General features: G+C 60.2%; 21 protein-coding genes. 6 read left to right on the top strand and 15 right to left on the bottom strand.

The window, feature by feature from the left end:
* Window positions 1-2 precede the first annotated feature (2 nt).
* The 7 genes from M3N55_RS09700 to M3N55_RS09670 form a co-directional block, all read right to left on the bottom strand.
* A complete protein-coding gene (locus M3N55_RS09700) occupies window positions 3-848 on the bottom strand; it encodes an ABC transporter permease (protein ID WP_249058368.1) in 846 nt (281 codons plus the stop codon).
* Window positions 845-1,777: an ABC transporter permease gene (locus M3N55_RS09695; protein WP_249058365.1), complete on the bottom strand. Its 933-nt coding sequence runs from the start codon at window positions 1,775-1,777 to the stop codon at window positions 845-847. Before M3N55_RS09695 ends, M3N55_RS09700 begins: the two co-directional genes overlap by 4 nt.
* A gap of 95 nt (window positions 1,778-1,872) precedes the next feature.
* Window positions 1,873-2,649 (bottom strand): ABC transporter ATP-binding protein, encoded by a 777-nt coding sequence (locus M3N55_RS09690; protein WP_249058363.1) that lies wholly within the window; start codon window positions 2,647-2,649, stop codon window positions 1,873-1,875.
* Window positions 2,646-3,593: a dihydrodipicolinate synthase family protein gene (locus tag M3N55_RS09685; RefSeq protein WP_249058361.1), complete on the bottom strand. Its 948-nt coding sequence runs from the start codon at window positions 3,591-3,593 to the stop codon at window positions 2,646-2,648. The genes M3N55_RS09690 and M3N55_RS09685 overlap by 4 nt, the downstream gene beginning before the upstream one ends.
* Window positions 3,530-4,987: a dihydropyrimidinase gene (hydA, locus tag M3N55_RS09680; protein ID WP_249058359.1), complete on the bottom strand. Its 1,458-nt coding sequence runs from the start codon at window positions 4,985-4,987 to the stop codon at window positions 3,530-3,532. Before hydA ends, M3N55_RS09685 begins: the two co-directional genes overlap by 64 nt.
* Before the next feature lie 55 nt (window positions 4,988-5,042).
* A complete protein-coding gene (locus tag M3N55_RS09675) occupies window positions 5,043-5,327 on the bottom strand; it encodes a GIY-YIG nuclease family protein (RefSeq protein ID WP_249058357.1) in 285 nt (94 codons plus the stop codon).
* Between the two features lie 126 nt (window positions 5,328-5,453).
* Window positions 5,454-6,701, bottom strand: coding sequence for a Zn-dependent hydrolase (locus tag M3N55_RS09670; protein WP_249058355.1), 1,248 nt, complete (start codon window positions 6,699-6,701; stop codon window positions 5,454-5,456).
* 186 nt (window positions 6,702-6,887) lie between these two features.
* On the opposite strand from M3N55_RS09670, the gene M3N55_RS09665 reads away from it, so the two are divergent.
* Complete coding sequence (locus tag M3N55_RS09665; RefSeq protein WP_249058353.1) at window positions 6,888-7,505, top strand: TetR family transcriptional regulator C-terminal domain-containing protein; 618 nt, start codon at window positions 6,888-6,890, stop codon at window positions 7,503-7,505.
* Here M3N55_RS09665 and M3N55_RS09660 read toward each other — a convergent pair.
* From M3N55_RS09660 to M3N55_RS09645, 4 genes are all read right to left on the bottom strand, one after another.
* Entirely contained in the window at window positions 7,471-8,331 is an 861-nt protein-coding gene (locus tag M3N55_RS09660) for a DMT family transporter (protein ID WP_249058345.1), read from the bottom strand. The two genes, M3N55_RS09665 and M3N55_RS09660, sit on opposite strands and share 35 nt — an antisense overlap.
* A 31-nt stretch (window positions 8,332-8,362) precedes the next feature.
* Window positions 8,363-9,667, bottom strand: a complete 1,305-nt coding sequence (gene preA, locus M3N55_RS09655) for an NAD-dependent dihydropyrimidine dehydrogenase subunit PreA (RefSeq protein WP_249058344.1) — start codon at window positions 9,665-9,667, stop codon at window positions 8,363-8,365.
* Window positions 9,668-9,778: 111 nt separating this feature from the next.
* Window positions 9,779-11,113: an NAD(P)-dependent oxidoreductase gene (locus M3N55_RS09650; RefSeq protein ID WP_249058343.1), complete on the bottom strand. Its 1,335-nt coding sequence runs from the start codon at window positions 11,111-11,113 to the stop codon at window positions 9,779-9,781.
* A gap of 322 nt (window positions 11,114-11,435) precedes the next feature.
* Window positions 11,436-12,353 carry a LysR family transcriptional regulator gene (locus M3N55_RS09645; RefSeq protein WP_249058342.1) on the bottom strand — a complete coding sequence of 306 codons (918 nt, stop codon included), beginning with the start codon at window positions 12,351-12,353 and terminating at the stop codon, window positions 11,436-11,438.
* 108 nt (window positions 12,354-12,461) lie between these two features.
* On the opposite strand from M3N55_RS09645, the gene cuyA reads away from it, so the two are divergent.
* The 5 genes from cuyA to M3N55_RS09620 all read left to right on the top strand — a co-directional run bounded on the left by cuyA (window position 12,462) and on the right by M3N55_RS09620 (window position 17,135).
* Entirely contained in the window at window positions 12,462-13,472 is a 1,011-nt protein-coding gene (gene cuyA, locus M3N55_RS09640) for a D-cysteate sulfo-lyase (RefSeq protein WP_249058340.1), read from the top strand.
* A gap of 38 nt (window positions 13,473-13,510) precedes the next feature.
* On the top strand, window positions 13,511-14,494 hold the full coding sequence (gene dctP, locus M3N55_RS09635; RefSeq protein ID WP_249058338.1) for a TRAP transporter substrate-binding protein DctP: 984 nt from the start codon (window positions 13,511-13,513) through the stop codon (window positions 14,492-14,494).
* A gap of 73 nt (window positions 14,495-14,567) precedes the next feature.
* Window positions 14,568-15,092 carry a TRAP transporter small permease gene (locus M3N55_RS09630; RefSeq protein WP_249058336.1) on the top strand — a complete coding sequence of 175 codons (525 nt, stop codon included), beginning with the start codon at window positions 14,568-14,570 and terminating at the stop codon, window positions 15,090-15,092.
* On the top strand, window positions 15,079-16,380 hold the full coding sequence (locus tag M3N55_RS09625; protein WP_249058334.1) for a TRAP transporter large permease: 1,302 nt from the start codon (window positions 15,079-15,081) through the stop codon (window positions 16,378-16,380). The genes M3N55_RS09630 and M3N55_RS09625 overlap by 14 nt, the downstream gene beginning before the upstream one ends.
* Window positions 16,380-17,135, top strand: coding sequence for an alpha/beta fold hydrolase (locus M3N55_RS09620; protein WP_249058333.1), 756 nt, complete (start codon window positions 16,380-16,382; stop codon window positions 17,133-17,135). The genes M3N55_RS09625 and M3N55_RS09620 overlap by 1 nt, the downstream gene beginning before the upstream one ends.
* A gap of 174 nt (window positions 17,136-17,309) precedes the next feature.
* Here M3N55_RS09620 and M3N55_RS09615 read toward each other — a convergent pair whose 3' ends face one another.
* The 4 genes from M3N55_RS09615 to M3N55_RS09600 are packed head-to-tail and all read right to left on the bottom strand — an operon-like array spanning window position 17,310 to window position 19,772.
* On the bottom strand, window positions 17,310-17,801 hold the full coding sequence (locus M3N55_RS09615) for a DoxX family protein (RefSeq protein WP_249058331.1): 492 nt from the start codon (window positions 17,799-17,801) through the stop codon (window positions 17,310-17,312).
* Entirely contained in the window at window positions 17,798-18,547 is a 750-nt protein-coding gene (locus M3N55_RS09610; RefSeq protein WP_249058328.1) for an HvfC/BufC N-terminal domain-containing protein, read from the bottom strand. The genes M3N55_RS09615 and M3N55_RS09610 overlap by 4 nt, the downstream gene beginning before the upstream one ends.
* Complete coding sequence (gene bufB, locus M3N55_RS09605; RefSeq protein WP_249058326.1) at window positions 18,537-19,400, bottom strand: MNIO family bufferin maturase; 864 nt, start codon at window positions 19,398-19,400, stop codon at window positions 18,537-18,539. Before bufB ends, M3N55_RS09610 begins: the two co-directional genes overlap by 11 nt.
* Window positions 19,401-19,460: 60 nt before the next feature.
* A complete protein-coding gene (locus M3N55_RS09600; protein ID WP_249058325.1) occupies window positions 19,461-19,772 on the bottom strand; it encodes a BufA1 family periplasmic bufferin-type metallophore in 312 nt (103 codons plus the stop codon).
* Window positions 19,773-19,954 lie beyond the last annotated feature (182 nt).

Genomic DNA, 19,954 nt, shown 5'->3' with positions numbered 1-19,954 from the left:
TTTTAGTTACGATGAGATGGGTGCCAGAACGTCACCTTGCGTTCGATCCAAGCTGTAATGCCGTAGGCGCTGGTTCCCACAAGCGCGGCGACAGCAATTTCAGCCCAAACCAGATCAATCGACAAGCTGCCCACGGCGGTAGAGATGCGAAAACCCATGCCGCGCGTCGGAGAGCCGAAATATTCAGCAACTATAGCGCCAATCAACGCCAGTGTGGTCGCAATTTTCAATCCGTTGAAGATGAACGGCATGGCCGCAGGCAGGCGCAGCTTGAGCAGGGTCTGGAAATAGCTTGCCGCGTAGGTGCGCATCAGATCGCGCTGCATCGTGTCGCTGGCCTTCAGCCCCTGCACGGTGTTCACCAGGATCGGGAAGAACACCATTACCACCACCACGGCAGCTTTCGACTGCCAGTCAAAGCCGAACCAATTGACCATGATAGGTGCAACCCCGACGATGGGCAGCGCGGCGAGGAAATTTCCGATGGGCAGCAAGCCACGGGTCAGAAAGGCCGAGCGGTCGATTGCGATCGCGCATAGGACGGCCGCGATTGCCCCGATGGCGAACCCCCGGAAGGCACCTTTCACCACGGTTTGCACAAAGTCGGTCCACAGAATGTCGAGCGATGTGGCGAAAGTTTGTGCGACAAGGCTTGGCGCGGGCAAGATCACTTGGCTGACCCCCAGCCCACGCACGATACCTTCCCACAGAACCAGCAAGGTTATACCGAACAGCACTGGCACGATAATCCGCACTGCGCGTGTGCCGCGCCAGCGCGAATTGGCCAGCCAGATATTGCAGCCCCATGCCGCGATCCAAAACAGCAAGGCAAGGATGAGGGCCATCATGAAGGAGCCCCCATCCGGCCCAATGCGATGCGTTGCAAGAGGTCCAGCAGCGTGACCAGAAGGCCCGCAAGGATTGCCGCGGCAAACAGGGCCGACCATATCGCAAGCGGCGTGCCGAACTGATCGCCAATGAGGATACGCGCCCCAAGACCGGAAATCGCTCCGGTCGGCAGCTCACCAACGATGGTGCCGACCAGCGCCGCCGCGACCCCGACCTTGAGCGACGTAAACAGAAACGGCAGGGACGCTGGCAGGCGCAGTTTGAAGAAGCTCTGCCATCCATTCGCGTCATAGGTTTTCAACAGGTCAAGCTGGCTGGTTTCCGGGGCGCGCAGCCCTTTGACCATGCCCACGAGGACCGGGAAGAAGCACAGATAGGCTGAGATGATCGCTTTGGGAAACCCGCGTCCGTCGACGCCCAATTGCGAAGACACGACGATGATCATGGGCGCTAGGGCAACAATGGGGATAGTCTGGCTGATGATCGCCCAAGGCATCAGACTCATATCGGCCACGCGGCTGTAGACGATGGCGACCGCGCCCAGAATGCCGATCGTGGTGCCCAGCGCAAAGCCCCAAAGCGTGGATTGCAATGTGATCCACGCGTGATAGATCAGCGATCGCTTGGACCAGGCGCGACCATTGAGCGCCATCTCGCCCGTGGTTTTCCAGAATTCCTGCCCGACCTGTGCCGGCGTCGGCAAGCGTGGGCGGTCAAGCTGGTAGCCCGCGGTGACATGGTCGCTATTGTCGATCATCAGTTTCAAGGCAGGCACAGCGCGCCGCGCCACCGAGCCTTCGGGAACGATCACAGCCCCCGCACGTTCAGCCTGGTCCAGTGCCACGCGGATATTCATCGGCGCGACGGCAAGATACCAGAGCAAGACGATTCCGCCCAACACGGCGAGAATGGGCAAGAAGTTACGCATGGTCACGCCCTGCCCCGGACTTGATCCGGGGCCTCATGGATCGGCCGTGAGCCAAAAGGCCCCGGATCAAGTCCGGGGCGGGTATCGCATATGTGTCAATCATAGCTATGCCCCGCGCGCAGCCCTTCGCGCACCCGGTGCGAGAGCGCCAGAAATTCCGGTGTTTCGCGCAGATCCAATGGTCGTTCGCGCGGAAGCGTACTTTCGATGACATCCGTGATCCGCCCCGGTCTTGGGCTCATGACCACAATCTTGGTCGACAGATAGACCGCTTCCGGGATGGAGTGCGTCACAAATCCCACAGTCTTGCCGGTCTTGGCCCAGAGCTTCAGAAGCTGTTCATTCAGGTGGTCCCGCACGATTTCGTCCAGCGCCCCGAACGGCTCGTCCATCAGCAGAATATCGGCATCGAAGGCCAGCGCCCGCGCGATAGAAGCCCGCTGCTGCATTCCGCCCGAAAGCTGCCAGGGGAATTTTCTCTCGAAGCCGTCAAGTTCAACCAGTTTCAGCACATGCTGCACTCGGTCGGCCATGTCCGATTTGGCATAACCCATAATCTCCAGCGGCAGGCGGATATTGCCGCCGATCGTGCGCCAGGGATAAAGCCCAGCACTCTGGAACACATAGCCATAGGCGCGGTTGCGGCGCGCTTCGTCCGGGGTCATGCCATTAACGCGGAGCATGCCCGCCGTCGGCGTCTCCAGTCCCGCGATGCAGCGCAAGAAAGTCGTCTTGCCGCAGCCGGACGGCCCGATGAAGGACACGAATTCGCCCGGCTCTATGGTCAAGTCCACATCTTTCAGGGCATGGACCGGGCCATCGTTGGTCTGGAAGGTCAGCGACAGGTTCTGGGCCGAGATGACTGCGCTCATGCGGGGTCTTTCATTCTGTCGAGGGCTGCATCAAGCTGGGCGACGATGTCTGTGGAAAGTGGCTGAACTGGAAGCGGCAGCGGGGCGGGGCCAAGCTTCAACAGATCCAGAATATGCGGGACCACGCGAATGCCGCCATGAGCTTTGAACAGAGCCCAGAGGGCAGCATGTTCTGCGTGCAGTGTGTCGAGGCGTTGCGCGTCACCGCGCGCGGCCCAGATGTCCTGCGCCAATTGCGGTAAAGCACCCGCGATCACGGAATACCAAGCATCTGCACCAGCCTTGGGCGGCGTGTTTATCAGTGCGTCACCGGAATACCCTAGCACGAAGTCGTCGCGCGTCTGCGCGCGCAAATGCGCGATCTGAGCTTTTGCTGCTGCGAGTGTTGCCGGAGCCGGGTTCTTCACCGCGCCCACCTGCGGATGGGCAGCCAGCGCGGTTACAAGCGCCTCGGTCATTGTAAAATGAGTCGTGGCGGGGTTGTTATACAGGCAAATCGGAATGCTGCTGGCCGCTGCAACGCTGTCCACCAGTGCAGTCACATCGGCCTCTGACAGAGGCAGGTAAGACACCGGCGCCAGAAGTGCGGCGCTTGCGCCCGCGCGCTCTGCCGCGCGCAGGTGGATCATCACATCAGAGCTGCGTAATGCCCCGATCCCGGCTAGAACAGGCACGCTCCCCGCAGCCTCGACTGCCGCCGCAACGGCCCGAGCGCGCTGCGTGGCGCTCAGATACATATAGCTGCCGGTGGACCCCAAAACACCGATCGAGTCCATTCCAGACGCGGCAAGCCGCGCCACAAGCCGACCCAGATGGTCGGTGTCGACCACCCCATCCGCATCCATTGGCGTAAGGGTGAAGGCCGCAAGACCTGCCAGCATCACACCCCCGTTGCCGGTATGCCCGAGCGCTGCACGGGGCGTGGCGCGGTCAGGTCTTTCCATGTGCTTAGCGCCCGGTTCGTCACGCCGTTTCCGGCGCGCTTGATGAACTGGCCGTGGCCTTCCTGCGTGCGCACCTCTCCGTCATGGATGGCAACTTGCCCGCGTGTCAGCGTGAAGCGCGGCAGTCCCTTGACCGCTTTTCCTTCAAACACGTTGTAATCAATGGCCGATTGCTGCGCGCTGGCGGTTATGGTCTTGGTTTTTGCAGGGTCCCAGACCACGATATCGGCATCTGCGCCTACAGCGATTGCGCCCTTGCGCGGGTAGCAGTTCAGGATTTTCGCAATATTGGTTGAGGTGACGGCAACAAACTCGTTCATCGTCAGCCGGCCGGTTTCGACCCCGTGTGTCCACAACATGGGCATCCGGTCTTCAAGCCCGCCGGTGCCATTCGGGATTTTGGTAAAGTCACCCACGCCATAGCGTTTCTGTTCGGTGGTGAAGGCACAGTGATCCGTAGCCACCACAGACAACGACCCCGATTGCAGCCCGGCCCATAGGCTGTCTTGGTGCTGCTTGTTGCGGAAGGGAGGCGACATTACGCGCCGCGCGGCATGGTCCCAATCGGGATGGGAATATTCACTATCATCCAACGTAAGGTGCTGGATCAGGGGCTCTCCCCACACGCGCTTGCCGTGTTGCCGGGCGCGGCGAATAGCTTCATGCGCTTCCTCGCAAGAGGTGTGGACAACATAAAGCGGCACGCCGGCCATATCGGCAATCATGATGGCACGATTGGTAGCCTCACCCTCGACCTGCGGGGGGCGGGAATAGGCATGCGCCTCTGGCCCGGTATTGCCTGCCGCCAGCAGCTTGGCGGACAGTTCGGCGACCACATCGCCGTTTTCGGCGTGAACCATGGCAATGCCGCCCAGTTCGGCCAGACGGTTGAACGAGGAATACAACTCGTCGTCATTGACCATCAGCGCGCCTTTATAGGCAAGGAAATGCTTGAAGGTGTTGATGCCGCGGTCTTCAATCACGGTCTTCATGTCGTTGAATACCTGTTCGCCCCACCATGTGACGGCCATGTGGAACGAGTAGTCGCAATTCGCGCGGGTGGATTTATTGTCCCAGCGCTTGATCGCATCGAGCAGGCTCTCGCCTTGGTTCGGCAGGCAGAAATCGACCACCATCGTGGTGCCGCCTGCCAGCGCGGCGCGGGTGCCAGATTCGAAATCGTCGGTCGAATAAGTGCCCATGAAGGGCATTTCCAAGTGCACATGCGGGTCAATGCCGCCGGGCATGACATAGGCGTCGGTGGCGTCGAGTTCGGTGTCGCCCTTCAGGTTCGGGCCGATCTCAACGATCTTTCCGCCCTCGATCAGCACATCGGCCTTGTAGGTCAGGTCATGCGTGACGATGGTACCGTTCTTGATGACTGTGGTGGTCATGGGGTGCCTCCTGCGTGGCACCCGCCCCGGACTTGATCCGGGGCCTTATGGCCCCTTAGCCCGGAATCGCATGTGCCATGTCTTTCCAGTTTGGGTTGAATTCCGTGATGAGTGCGATCTTCCAGCCGCGCCGCCAGCGTTTGAGCGCCCGCTCCCGGCGCAAGGAATGCTCGAAATCGTCCTGCGCTTCGAACCAGACCAGTGTCTTGATGTTGTATTTGGCGGTATGGGTGTTCAACCCTGCGCGATGGGCTTCGATCTGGCGACGCAAATCTGACGTGCGCCCGGTGTAAAGAGCGCCGACAGGGCGCGAAGCCATGATGTAGATGTAATGTGCCATGCCCGGACTTTGGCGTATCGCGGTTAACCAAATGTAAATCCCGCCCCGGACTTGATCCGGGGCCTTGCGCCCGACTGGCCAAGAGGCCCCGGATCAAGTCCGGGGCGCGCTGTACCAGGTGCAGCGTCACGCCACAATCTCCGCCGTGTTCAACACCGCGTGCAGCAGCACATCCGCCCCGGCTTTCGCCCAGTCTTTGGTGATATCCTCGGCCTCGTTATGCGACAACCCGTCGACGCATGGGCACATGATCATCGCCGTGGGGGCCACATCGTTGATCCAGCACGCATCATGTCCCGCGCCCGACACGATATCCATATGGCTATAGCCCAATTCCTCGGCGGCATCGCGCACCGCTTTCACGCAAGCCTCGTCAAACGCAGGCGGGTCGAACTGGCCGACGATGTGGCAGTCGAATTGCACCCCGATATCCACACACAACTTTGGCGCGCGTTCCATGAACTCCGCGACCATCGCGTTCAGTTTCTCCAGCAGATGCGTGCGCATATCGACCGTGAACACGACCTTTCCGGGGATGATGTTGCGTGAATTCGGGAAAACGTCGATATGCCCGATCGCGCCGACCGCGTTCGGCTGGTTTGCCATCGCGATCTCATGGACAAGCTCTGTCACCAGCGCCAAGCCGCGTCCGGCGTTCTTGCGCATATTCATCGGGGTAGAGCCGGTATGGCTTTCCTTGCCCGTCACCGTGCATTCAATCCAGCGCAGCCCTTGGCCGTGTGTCACGACGCCGACATCCTTGCCCTCGGCCTCCAGAATAGGCCCCTGTTCGATATGCAATTCGAACATGGCGTGCATCTTGCGTGCGCCGACGTTCTCATCTCCAACCCAGCCGATGCGCTTCAGTTCGTCGCCAAACCGTTTGCCCTCGGCATCGGTCCGGTCATATGCCCAATCCTGCGTATGTTTGCCGATGAACACACCAGAGGACAGCATAGCAGGCGCAAACCGCGTTCCTTCTTCATTGGTCCAGTTCACGACGACGATGGGGTGTTTGGTCTGCACGTCCAGATCGTTCAGCGTGCGCACAACTTCCAGACCGCCCAGAACGCCCAGCACGCCGTCATACTTTCCGCCGGTTGGCTGGGTATCCAGATGGCTGCCCATGTAGACCGGCAGCGCATCGGGGTCGGTGCCGGGACGGGTGGCAAACATGTTGCCCATCGTGTCCAAACCCATGGTCATGCCTGCCGCCTCGCACCAGGTCTGAAACAAGGCGCGTCCTTCGGCATCTGCATCTGTCAGGGTCTGGCGGTTATTGCCCCCGGCCACGCCGGGACCGATTTTGGCCATTTCCATCAGGCTCTCCCATAGCCTGTCCGGATCAATGCGGAAATTCTGGCCGTTGCGCATGTCATGTCCCTCTTGGCAGGTGAGAATCCGAGTCCGGGTTCGCTGGCTTTGCCGAGCGTGGGCCAGCACTTGGCCTCTGGTCAACAATTTTTGACCATTTGGACAGAAAAACAGTAGATGGAGCAGCGAAATGGTTGAAAGCTGCTTTCAACTTGGGCAGCGTAAACATGAAAGGCGACTGACCGCATGACAAGCCCCCGCAAAGTGACCCGCATTCAACGCGAGAAACGCGAAGTCATTTTGGCGGCCGCGCTGGAGGCTTTTGCCGAAGATGGCTTGCGCGGCGCAACGCTGGAAAAGATTGCCGATAAGGCCGGCATGTCAAAGCCGCATGTGGTGTATTATTTTGGCAGCAAGGATGCGATCTATACCGACCTGTTGCAAAGCCTGCTGGAAGTTTGGGTGCAGCCCCTGCGCGACCTGTCGGAAGATGCCGATCCGCTGGCCGCGATCCTGACCTATATGCGCCGCAAACTGCGCATGAGCCAGGACATGCCACGCGAAAGCAAGATGTTCGCCACTGAAATCCTGCATGGTGCGCCGCGTATGCGCCAGCAATTATCGGGTGATCTGAAATCGCTGGTCGATGAAAAAGCGGCGCTCATCGCGCGATGGAGCGCCGAGGGCAAAATTGCTAAGATCGACCCGCATCACCTGATCTTTTCGATCTGGGCGATGACACAGCATTACGCGGATTTCGATATTCAGGTGGAAGCGGTGCTGGGCGATGACCGTAAGGCGGGCCTTTATGACGAAGCCGATGCCTTCCTTACAGAGTTTTTCGTGCGGGCGCTTCGGCCCTGAGCAGCATAAAAAGCGCCACGAGCGTGGCGGCGACTCCCAGCAGGATCAGCGCTGCCGGCCAACGCCCGGCGCTGATTTCCCATAAAACGACCCAGGAGGGCACAAGATATGTGTAAGCCATGACCTTGGCAGGCGGCAGGCGCTTGGATGCGTATTGCAGCAGAAAAAAGGTGAGCGCCGTGGTGACAATTGTCAGATAAGCCAGCACCCACCAGACACGGGCCGGCAGCTCGGCAAAGGCTGTGACCACAGCCTCTGGTGCGGCGTAAACCAATGTGACCAGAAGCGCGCCAAGGGTGGTGCCGAACGAGGATTGCAACGGTGAAACATCTTGGCAATAGCGGCGCAACAAGGCGGGCACGGCGGCATGGGCCAGAGCGCCGAAGAAGAAAATCGCTTCGCCCGCGCCGATCTCGAAGCGCATCAGAGCGGCCAGATCGGCGCGAAAGATAACCCAGACCGCGCCAATGGCCCCGATCAGCAGGGCCGAGAATACCCATGGCCCAGTCGTCTGGCGTAGGATCAACCAGCCATATCCCGCAGCCATCAACGGGGTCAGGGTAAAGACAGCCGCGGTCGAGACAGCGGTGGTGCGACCCAGCGCCTCGAACATTGTGATGAAATAGATCGCCATCAGCGCCCCGATGAGAGCGAAGCGCCAGAACCGCGCCCAGACTGGCCGCACTCCCAACCACCACAGCAGCCCCCAAAGCATGACCGACGCCAAGGCAAAACGGAGCGCCATCAGGACGCCGGGCTCAATATCAGCGGCGATGAAATGCCCGAAGAAGAAACTGAGCGAGACCAGCAGCGCGAAAAGCAACATCGCTGCATGGCCTTGCGTTTCAGCGGCCAAGCTATTCAGCAGCTTTTGCCATGGGGTTGTTCGGGTGGGTTGTCCAGTTGGCATAGGTGTCTTCTACCACAGTGCCGGTGCGTTCATCGATCTGACCGGGTTCCAGCACTTCCATAGTGATGCAATCTTCTACCGGACAGACGTTGATACACAGGTTACAGGCCACGCATTCATTGTCCATCACCTCGAATACGCGGTCAGGCGACATGGAAATCGCCTGATGCGACGTATCCTCGCAAGCGGCATAGCAGCGCCCGCATTTGATGCAAAGGTCTTGGTCGATCCGCGCCTTGGTAACGTGGTTCAGGTTCAGATATTGCCAATCGGTCACATTCGGCACGGCACGTCCGACAATCTGCGAGGTGTCGGTGTAGCCCTTCTCATCCATCCACTGGCTGAGGCCGGATATCATTTCTTGCACGATCTTGAACCCGTAGGTCATGGCGGCGGTGCAAACCTGCACATTGCCCGCGCCAAGCGCCATGAATTCCGCCGCGTCGCGCCATGTCGTCACGCCGCCAATGCCGGAAATCGGCAGACCGCGCGTTTCGGCGTCACGCGCAATTTCCGCAACCATATTCAGCGCAATGGGTTTCACCGCCGGGCCGCAATAGCCACCATGTGTGCCGCGGCCATCGATCATGGGTTCCGGGCTCATGCTGTCCAGATTAACCGATGTGATGGAATTGATCGTGTTGATAAGCGACACCGCATCGGCACCGCCGTTCTTGGCTGCGCGCGCAGGGCCGCGAATATCAGCAATGTTGGGTGTGAGCTTTACGATCACCGGCTTGTCGTAATACATCTTGCACCAGCGCGTGACCATCTCGACATATTCGGGCACCTGGCCGACTGCGGCGCCCATGCCGCGCTCGCTCATGCCGTGCGGGCAGCCGAAATTCAGCTCTATCCCGTCCGCGCCGGTCTCACTCACGCGCGGCAGAATGGCTTTCCACGACTCCTCGTCGCAGGGCACCATAAGCGACACGATCATCGCGCGGTCCGGATAGTCGGCCTTCACACGCGCGATTTCTTCGAGGTTGGTTTCAAGTGGGCGGTCGGTAATCAACTCTATGTTGTTCAGGCCCAGAAGCCGCCGGTCCGCACCCCAGATCGCACCGTAGCGGGGGCCGTTGACATTGACCACCGGTGGCCCTTCCGAGCCCAGCGTTTTCCAAACCACGCCGCCCCAGCCAGCCTCGAACGCGCGTCGGACATTGTATTCCTTGTCTGTCGGCGGGGCCGAGGCCAGCCAGAAGGGGTTGGGGCTTTTGATGCCCAGAAAGTCCGTGGTTAGGTCAGCCATTGCGGCAACTCCCTGTCTGTGGATGCGTCGGTTCGGCCTTGCGTGTCGCGCCCCGGACCTGATCCGGGGCCTCTTGGTCATCGGGGTCCCGGATCAAGTCCGGGACGGGTGTCACATCATCAAGCGGCGGTGAATATCCTCTGCCGCATCGCGCCCTTCTGCAACGGCGGTCACGGTCAGGTCATCGCCGCCGCTGGCGCAATCGCCCCCGGCCCAGACGTCCTTGACCGAGGTCGCGCCGGTTTCAGAGACAGCGATCTTGCGCCCGGCAAGCTCAAGCGCGTCCGGCACTCCGGCAAGCGTCTGGCCGATAGCTTTGAATACTTGGTCAGCGGGTAGGGTAAAGGTGTCGTCGGTGACAACAAGCTTGCCGTCATGGGTCTCGGTATAAGCAAACCTCACACCCGTCAGACTGCCATTGCCCTCAATCCCCACAGGTGCTGCATTGCAGATCAGGCGCACACCCTTGCGCTGCGCGTGTTCCTGTTCGTGCCGGGACGCGGACATCGCATCCTGACCACGACGATAGACAATGCTGACGTCTTCCGCGCCCAGAAGTTTGGCCTGAACGCCTGCATCTATCGCGGTCATGCCGCCGCCGATAACCACCACCCGCCGGCCAATGGGCAGCGACGCAAGGTCCTCTGCCTGACGCAGCTCTGCAATGAAATCCACGGCATCCCCGGCATGAATCTTATCTTCGCCGGGAACGCCAAGAGCGTTTACACCGGCCAGCCCCATACCAAGGAAAACCGCGTCATGGGCTTCCCGCAGACCCTGCAAGCTGATCTCATGCCCAAGCCGCTGGTTGTGGCGAATCTCGATCCCGCCAATCTGCAACAACCACTCCAATTCGCGCTGGGCGAAATCCAAGGTCGATTTATAGGCGGCGATCCCGAACTCGTTCAGACCACCACCCTTTGACCGGGCTTCGAAGATAACAACGTCGTGGCCATACATTGCCAAGCGGTGCGCGCAGGCCAGCCCGGCGGGACCGGCACCCACGATCGCTACGGTCTTGCCGGTGGGGGTGGCGCGTGTAAACGGATGCACACCCGCACCCATCAGCGTATCGGTCGCATAGCGTTGCAACTGCCCGATCTCGACAGGCTTGCCCTCGGCGGCTTCGCGCACGCAAGCCTGCTCGCAAAGCGTTTCGGTAGGGCAGACGCGGGCGCACATGCCGCCCAGAATGTTCTGGGTCAGGATCGTGCGCGCGGCGGCTTCGGATGTGCCCGTCGCAATCTGCCGAATAAAAAGCGGAATGTCGATTTCGGTCGGGCAGGCCGTGATGCAAGGGGCATCATGGCAAAAATAGCATCTGTCCGCAGCCACGATCGCTTCATGAGCATCAAGTGGCGGATAAGCATCGCGGAAGTTCTCATCTAAGGCGGATCGCGCCAGCCGTCCCGGCTGCACTCCGTCGCTTCGCTGCGGTGTCGTCATGGCTGATTCCCGTTGGCTACTTCCTACAATCCAACACAGTTCACGATATCTGACCAGATGGTAAAATTTTTGGAAGGCCGTAAAATTTCAGCGCGGCGTTGGGCATTGCCATTGGATTCCAAGCGCAAGAATTTGAGAAATAGCGATTTTCTACGGATTTCGTCCTGTTATCCTGCCGTCAGAGCAACGCGCGCATGATCCTGGCGCTTGCGTGAAACTGCTCATTTCCTGTGCAGAAATCGCGCCGAACCAGATCATGCGTGGTCCGTTGCGCTGATTTTTTTGCCTGCTGGGGGTGGTATCCGGCCAAGCAGCGCAACCCTCAAGATATCGCCAATGCTGTTCGGGAATGGACGCTTGCGATGATCCGCTCCCATACATCGCTGACAATCGGTGTTACCGTGTCGCTGAGTCGGGCGGCGATCAATGTCATCGGAACGGCCGGCAGCGTTGCGCGCAGATCGACCAACCGTCCGTCCCTGATCTCGTCTCTGGCAAGGGGTTCAGGTATCCATGCAATGGCAAAGCCGGTGCGCGCAAATTCCAGTGCGGCAAGTGTCAGCGCAGTTTCAAGCCGGGGACGGACCCGGCCCACGCGCATCAGGCGCGGAAAGATCATGCGCCTTTGCACCTGCCCCAGAAACACGTCAGACGGGTAGGCGATGACGGGCAATTCCCCGTGGCTATATGCCTCGTTCAGAACGTCCAGCTTGTCGCCCGCATAGACGGGGATCAATGTTTCTTCGCCAATCGTCGCGATTTCAAGAAAGTCCGAACCGGGTATTTCTTCGGCGCCCATCACGTCGTGAATGAAGGCGATATCGGCGCGCCGAGTCATGATCTGTGCAAGGCAATCATCGCGATTGGCGGATCTCAGCCGTGTATCGATGTCAAGATCGGCAAAGCTGCCGATGATTTCAGGGGTGGATGTCGCTGCAATCGCATGTTGCGACGCGATGACGATGCGGCGTCGCCTTGTCCCCTCGCTGTCTTGCAATGCTGCGGCCAGATCGCGCAGCCCGGCAGACAGGTCGCGCATTCGGTCAAGCTGGTCATGAATATGCGGTGACAGCCGGGCGGGGCGAGTGCTTCGGTCGAACAGCGTTGTGCCCAAAGCATGTTCGATCTGACGTATCCGACGCGAAAACGCCGGCTGTGAGACGTTGCGCTTTTCGCACGCGGTCTGGAAAGACCCATTCTCAGCCACCGCCAGAATATCTTCGATCCATTCAAGCCGCATTGACCCGCCTAACATGCAAATAATGCATATTTATGTCACTTATTGGCATTTGAACAAGGGTAAATTCCGTGATCCACATATTGATGTGAATAGGACAGGACAAACACAATGCATCTTGCACGGTTTCCAAGGTATCGGCTTGGTCATTTCCCAACCCCTCTGGAGCGGCTCGACCGGTTGACTGCCGAACTTGACGGGCCGGAAATCTGGATCAAACGCGATGATTGCACGGGCCTCGCTTCTGGCGGGAACAAAACCCGCAAGCTGGAATTTCTGGTCGCTGATGCACTGGCGCAGGGGGCCGACACGCTGGTGACGCAAGGGGCCACGCAATCCAACCACGTCCGCCAGACCGCCGCAGCCGCCTGCCGCACCGGGCTGGCCTGCCATGCGCTTCTTGAACGGCGCGTGACCAATCAGGGCGCGGATTACGAGGATGCCGGCAATGTGCTGCTGGACGTGATGATGGAGTGCAGCTTCGAGTTTCGTCCTGAAGGTCTGGACATGAATGCCGAAGCCGAGGCGCTGGCCGATACGCTGCGCGCGCAGGGGCGCAAGCCTTATGTCATCCCCGGTGGGGGGTCGAACCCCGTCGGTGCGCTGGGCTACGCCGCCTGCGCCGAGGAACTGGTGGCCCAAGCCGATGCCGCGGACTTGCGGATAGATCATATCGTCCACGCCACGGGCAGCGCGGGCACGCAGGCGGGGCTTCTGGCCGGACTGTTTGCGATGAATGCGCCCATTCCCGTGACAGGCTATTCGGTGCGCGCGCCGCGCGAAAAGCAAATCGACAACGTGCATCAGCTGGCGCAGCGCACCGCCGACCTGATCGGCGCGCGGGGTGATCTGCCGCGCGAGATGGTGGTCGCGTTCGATGAACAGGTTGGTCCCGGTTACGGCCAACCCACGCAAGACATGGTCGATGCAATGCTGCTGCTGGCGCGGCTAGAGGGTATTCTTCTGGACCCGGTCTATTCCGGAAAAGGCTTTGCCGGGCTGGTCGCCATGGTCCGCGCCGGGGCGTTCAAGAAAACCGACCGCGTGGTGTTCCTGCATACTGGCGGTTCTGTCGCGCTGTTCGCCTATGGCCATCTTTTCAACACCCAGAAGGCCGCCTGAGCGGCCCACCACCCCAAGTTCAACAACGGAGACGATCCATGACAATGTTCCCCAAATTGCTTGCCCTGTCACTGGGCGGTGCCGTTCTGGCCAGCACCGCGCAGGCCGAAACCATCCGCCTGTCCACCTATGTCAATGAAACCGACATCCGCTATCAGGGCTTTGCCAAATTCGCTGAACTGGTGGCCGAGAAAACCGACGGTCGGCTGACGGTCGATATCTTCCCCTCCTCTACCCTGCATGGCTGGTCCGATGGGGTCGATGCCATTCAGGGCGGCGTGGCAGATATTGCCTGGATTTCCGCCGATACCCGCCTGCCCTGCTACCGCGTGACCTCGCTTTACCCAGCGGCGATTGACCTGACCGACCAGATCGGGCTGGATGCCGCCTATGCCGAAATGATCGCGCCCGAAGCGGCGAATGTCGGGCTGATCCCGGTCATTAACTCGAACTATTCCTACGACCAGGAATGGTGGTTCCAAGGACCGATCGACAGCCTGAGCAATCTGGACGGCAAGCTTGTTCGTTCCATCGGGCCGCTGGTCAGCATGATGATCGAAAGCTGGGGTGGCCAGCCCGTGTTCATCGCGCCGGGTGAGGTGTTCCAATCCGCCGAGCGTGGTGTGGTCAACGGCATCAATATGGGCGTTGCGACCTATTCTTCTTGGCAGTTGTGGAACGTCATGCCCTATATGGTCAACGCCAACCTGTTTTACGGCAACATCCAGTATATGATGAACCTTGACCGCTTCAACAGCCTGTCCGAAGCCGACCAGACCGCGTTGCTGGAAGCAGGCGCGGAATCCGAAATCTGGCTTCAGCCCCGCTATGAGGATTGGATCGACGGGCAGGTCGGCAATGCCGTGATGAAGGGTGGCGGCGCAGCCGTGTCCATTTCCGCCGAAGAGCGCAACGCGATGATTGCGGATATCGCCGCGAAATGGACCCCGGAAGTGGATGCCGCCTGCGGGCCAGAGATGGCTGGGCAGATCCGCGACCTGTTCGCCGCGCATCAGAAATAACCGAAACCGGGCCTGACGCCAGAGCATGGCGTCAGGCCCAAAGTGCCAATTACGCCCAGACCAAGAGGGTCACATGCTCAACATGATCGACAAGGCCACGAAAGCCGTGGAATGGGTCGTGGTCGCGCTGGCCGCGCTTGGGTCTGCGATTATCGTGATCCAGATGGTCTGGATCAGCTACGGTGTTTTTATGCGCTATGTGATCGGCCAGCCTGACCGCATGGTGACAGAAGCAACAGCGCTGCTGCTGTTCCCGGTGGCACTGGTCGGGCTGGCCTATGCCATGCGCGAGGATTCCTATCCGCGCGTGACGCTGGTGACGGACGCGTTCAGCCCGTCCCTTCAAAAGCTGATCGCGCTGATGAACGGCACGATCATGGCGCTGATCGGAGTATTCTTTTCCATCACCACGATTAACGCCACGATTCGGGCGTTCAATTCCGGCTCGTCCTCGGAAATCCTGAGCTGGCCGCGCTACCTGTTCTGGGGTGTCGCCGCAGTCGCGCTGTGCGTGTTTACCCTATACGCAACGTTGCGACTGTTGCAGATCGCACTGCGCCCACCCCCTTCAAAGGACGTGTCCGATGGAATGGTATGAAGTCGCGCTTGGCCTGCTTGGCCTGCTGATTCTTCTGATCGGGCTGGGGCTACCCATACCCTTCGCTTTGGCCGCCGCGTCCCTGCCCTTCCTGTGGCAAATCCAGACCTTCAACACCTCGCTGGTATCGGCGCAGTTAAAGCTGTGGGGGGTATGGATCAATTACATCCTGCTGGCCGTGCCGCTCTTTGTGTTTCTTGGCGAATTGATAAGCCGGTCAAATATCGGGGCAAACCTGTATATGTTCCTGCATCGCGGTGTGCCAGTGCGCGGGTCCGCGGCCTATGGGTCCATCGGCGCCTGCGCGGGGTTTGGCGCGGTGTCAGGGTCGTCCATGGTGGGGTCGCTGACCATTGGCGGTGTGGCCCTGCCGGAAATGCTGCGGCTGGGCTATGACCGGCGGCTTGCCAGCGGCGTTCTGGCTGCGGGCGGCACGTTGTCCGTTCTACTGCCCCCCAGCCTGATCCTGCTGTTTTACGGGATCGTCACCGACCAGTCCATTGGGCAGTTGTTCATGGCCGGGGTCATTCCGGGCCTGCTGCTGGCCACGCTGTTCGTGATCGTGGTGTTGATCTGGGCGAAGTTGCACCCAAGCCATGTGCCAGACCGCGACACCGGCCCGCGCTTGGCGCTGATCCAGATCGCGGTGTCGCTGGGGCCGATCATCGTGATCGGTGGGGTGATTACGGTGTCCATCTATGGAGGCATCGCCACGCCCACCGAAGCCGCCGCCATTGCGGCACTTGTCACTGTTGCGCTGGCCGTAGGCGTGGGCGGGCTGCGCTGGAAAGGCTTTGTCGAAGCGCTGATGGCCACCATGCGCACCATGGGCTATCTGGGGCTGCTGCTGTCGGCGGGGGTGTTGTTCGGCTTTGTGCTGAATTATTACCGCGTGCCGCAACAGGTCACATCGCTGTTTCTGGCATTCGAGCTGTCGCCCTACATGGTGCTGGCGCTGGTGATCCTGTTCTACATCGCTCTGGGCATGTTCCTTGAACCGGTGTCGATGACCTTCATCACGCTGCCGGTTATCATCCCGCTTATCTTGGCCGCCGGGTTCGACCTGATCTGGTTCGGAATCATCTACACCATCACCATGGAGATCGCCGTTCTGACACCACCGGTCGGGCTGAACCTGTATGTCATTTCCGGCATCAGCAGGGGCAAGGTCTCGGTGCCGGATGTGATCGTCGGAAGCCTGCCCTTCATCGCGGCGCTGGTGGTTCTGGTGGGTGTCATGATCGCCTTCCCGCAGGCCGCCTTGTGGCTGCCGGAACAGGTGCGTTGATGGACCTGCCTTACCGTCGTGCGGGGACAGGCGCGCCCGTGGTGCTGGTGCATGGCTATCTTGGCGGAAGCGCGCAATGGTCCGCCCAGATGGCTGCGTTTTCAGCCACGCATGACGTGATCGCGCCAGACCTGCCCGGCTTTGGGCAATCCGCATTTCTGCCCGGCGCAAGCCGCATTGCCGATTTTGCCGCCGCTGTGATGGACTGCGTTGACCGGCTGGGCATCGAGACGTTTACGCTTCTGGGCCACAGCATGGGCGGCATGATCGTGCAAGAGATTGCCGCGCGGCATCCGGGGCGCATTGATGGGCTGGCGCTTTATGGCACCGGGCCATTGGGGCTGATGCCGGACCGGTTTGAGCCTATTGAAACCTCTATGGCGCGGCTAAAGTCTGAGGGCGTGCAAGCCACGGCAGACCGGATAAGCGCGACGTGGTTCCGCGATGGAACCGCCGCGCAGGGCTATCCTACGACCCGCGACATTGCTCGGCTAGCAAAGCCACAAGCGGCCGAAAATGCACTGATTGCCATGCGTGACTGGGATGGACACGATGCGCTTTGGCGTATTGATATGCCCTGCCGCATCATCTGGGGCGATCAGGACAGATCCTATCGCTGGCCGCAGGTGAATGCGTTATGGGCGGGCATACCGAGGGCCGAATTGGCAGTCATCCCCGGCGCAAGCCATGCCGCGCATATGGAAAAGCCAGACATGTTCAACGCGCTTGTGCAGGATTTTCTTGATACCCTGTAGTGCGCCCATGTTGTGCTGACCGCGCTTGCCATGACCGCGCCACGAAGTTCGTGCTGGTCGGACGTGGCTTTGTCATCAACCAGCGCCGTTGCAGATTGGTCGCTTTGCCGCTGAGCCGTCACTACAGGTCTACGCCGGACACAAGGGTCCCGCGCGTGAAACTCTTGGTCGCAATCAGGGTTTCGCCGTTCGGTTCTCAAGCCCAAGCAGATGATCGAGCGACAGCCGCCCCGGCCCGCGCATCAGGATCACAAGCAATGCGGTCGCCCAAAGGGCATGCGTGACCCATGCGTCGGGGAACACGAAAAGCTGGATCACCGCGGTCATAATCAGCAACCCCAAAGCCGACAGGCGCGAGAGCAGCCCCAGCACCAGCAGAACCGGCAGCACATGTTCCGCGACAGTGGCCAGCACCGTGGCCAAGGCAGGCGGAATCACCGGCAAGGCATAAACATGCTCGAACAGGAAATAGGTCGAATCGTTGATCGTGAACCCCTCCACTTTTGTCCGCGCGGATTGCCAGAAAACCAAGGCAGGCGCGATCCGCGCGAAGAGCGCGACCAAGTCATAGGGGACATGACCACCAAGCGCATTGATCTTGCAGATCAGGTCTTTACTGCGGTTCAGCGCCCCTTGGGGTGCAGGCGTGTCGATGGACTGGCTCATGCGGGTGGTCCTTTCTGTGCATCGGAAATCAGGCCATGTTGCAACAATAGCGTCAGGGCCGGGGTTGGATCTGCTTCGGCTGCGGCGTCACCAAGGGTTGCGCCGCCGCGCAGGCTGGACAGAACGGCGAAGGTTCCGGGGGCAACCTGTTCTACAAGGATGGTGAAATCCGGCCTCCGCGCGATAACCGCATAGTCCGGGCCAGGTGTAAGCGAAGCTGCCTCCGCTCCGGGCTGATGCCGGTGCCAAATTTGCACGGCCGGAGTAGATGCCTTGAACAGCGTAACCGCCGGATGTAGCTTCAGGCGAAGCTGCTCCAGGTTCGCAACGGAGAGCGCATCTGGAGAGATCGGATCTGCATCCGCCGCATGGCACGCCATTCCACGGGCAAATTCCAGCCGCGCGACATCCCCAAGGAAACGCAAATGCGCAACCGGTGGGAACCCGTCAAGGAACGGGGCAAAGCTGTCGCCCCAGCGCAACAGCACAGGGCTTTGCGGTGGCGATGCTGCAATATAAGCCCGCGCCAGAGGGGCAAAGAAATCTGCTCCGACAAGTTGTTTGACCACCGGAAACCGCGCGGCCAAGGCGCATGTCAGGCTATGCAGCACATTGTTGCGGTAGACCTTGAAACGCTCGGCCACCTCTGACGGGTCGGGGGCGATCAGCCCGTCAGGCGCGCCATCGGTGTTCAGCGAAGCCCGAAACTCGTGCTGCATCCGGGCATGTGTCAACTCAGGCTGCATCGGTTTGGCCTTGCTTACCCCGATATCGAGCTTGGTCCAGAAGCACCGCCGCACGCGCGGCTTCCGACAACAGCACGTCCAGCGCAGGGATATCCGTATCCCATTCGATCAGCGTGGGCAGCGGCCCGGCGCGGTCCAGCACCTCGGCATACAGCGCCCAGACCGGATCGGCGACAGGCGCGCTGTGACTGTCTATCAACAACGGACCAGACGGTAATTCTTCGCTGTCATGCCCGGCCAAATGCACTTCGCCCACAGCATCGAGCGGGAACGCCGCAAGATAGGCGCGCGCGTCGAAACGGTGATTGGTGGCGGAAACGAAGACATTATTCACATCCAATAACAGCCCGCAGCCGGTGCGCCGCGCGATCTGGGTCAGAAAATCGGTTTCCGACCATGTCGACTGCGCAAAGGTCACATAGGTGGCGGGGTTTTCCAGCAGCATCCTGCGCCCAAGGTGCTCTTGCACCTCGTCGATATGGTTGCAGATCGTTGCGAGGGTTTCATCGGTATAGGGAAGCGGCAGAAGGTCGTTCAACCATTCCGCGCCATGGCTGGACCATGCCAGATGTTCGGAAAAGCTGGCGGGTTCGTAGCGATCAAGCAGTTTGCGCAGCCGGTCCAGATGTTCGCGGTTCAAACCGTCGGCGCCGCCAATCGACAGCCCGACCCCATGGATCGAAAGCGCATGGTCGGCGCGAATGGCCGTCAGCATTGCATGGGGCGCGCCACCCGCACCCATGTAGTTTTCAGCGTGAACTTCCAGAAACCCGACTGCGCCGGGTCTACCCATCAGGTCATGGAAATGCTCAGGTTTGAACCCTAGCCCGGTGCTATGCGGTAACGTCTGCATCCTGTTGGCCCTTCTCGTGATGAATTGGGGCAGGACGGTTGCCCTGCCCCATGCCCTGCGTCATGCGGGTGGCAGGTCGCGGTCCAATGCTTCAAGCGAACCCATGCGGTCAGAGCCATCCGCCATCGCGGGCAATTCGATATCCGCGCAGGTGCCAGCGGCAACAAGCGTCCACGCGTTGCCCTGATAATCCACGGTCGAACTGCCGGCGCAGCTTGTGCCTGGGCCGGCTGCACAGTCATTCGCGCCAGCGAGTGAAATACCGAAGCATTTTTCCATGTCCGCGGATTGCGCCTGCGCATGGCCACCGGCCAAAGTCAGAGCTGTTGCCAGCGAGGCGGCCAAAGGAAGGGCGAGGGTTTTCATGGTCATCTGTCAAACTCCAGTTGAAGGGCGCTTTGTTGCAATCCCACGAAGCGTTACGGCCCTGTCCGGGCGACCGTTACGCAGGACACGCGGACGTGAACACGCGTGACTGCGCAGTCCTTTCTAGATATACGCAGAACATGTGATGTAACTTCTTACAGGTGCGCTCCGAACAGAGGGTTGAAACG

Origin of the sequence: Roseinatronobacter domitianus, assembly GCF_023336755.1 — a bacterium.
GTDB classification, from domain to species: Bacteria; Pseudomonadota; Alphaproteobacteria; order Rhodobacterales; family Rhodobacteraceae; genus Roseinatronobacter; species Roseinatronobacter domitianus.
Note: the sequence above shows the minus strand (reverse complement) of the source record. Positions and strands in the feature narration are given on the sequence as shown.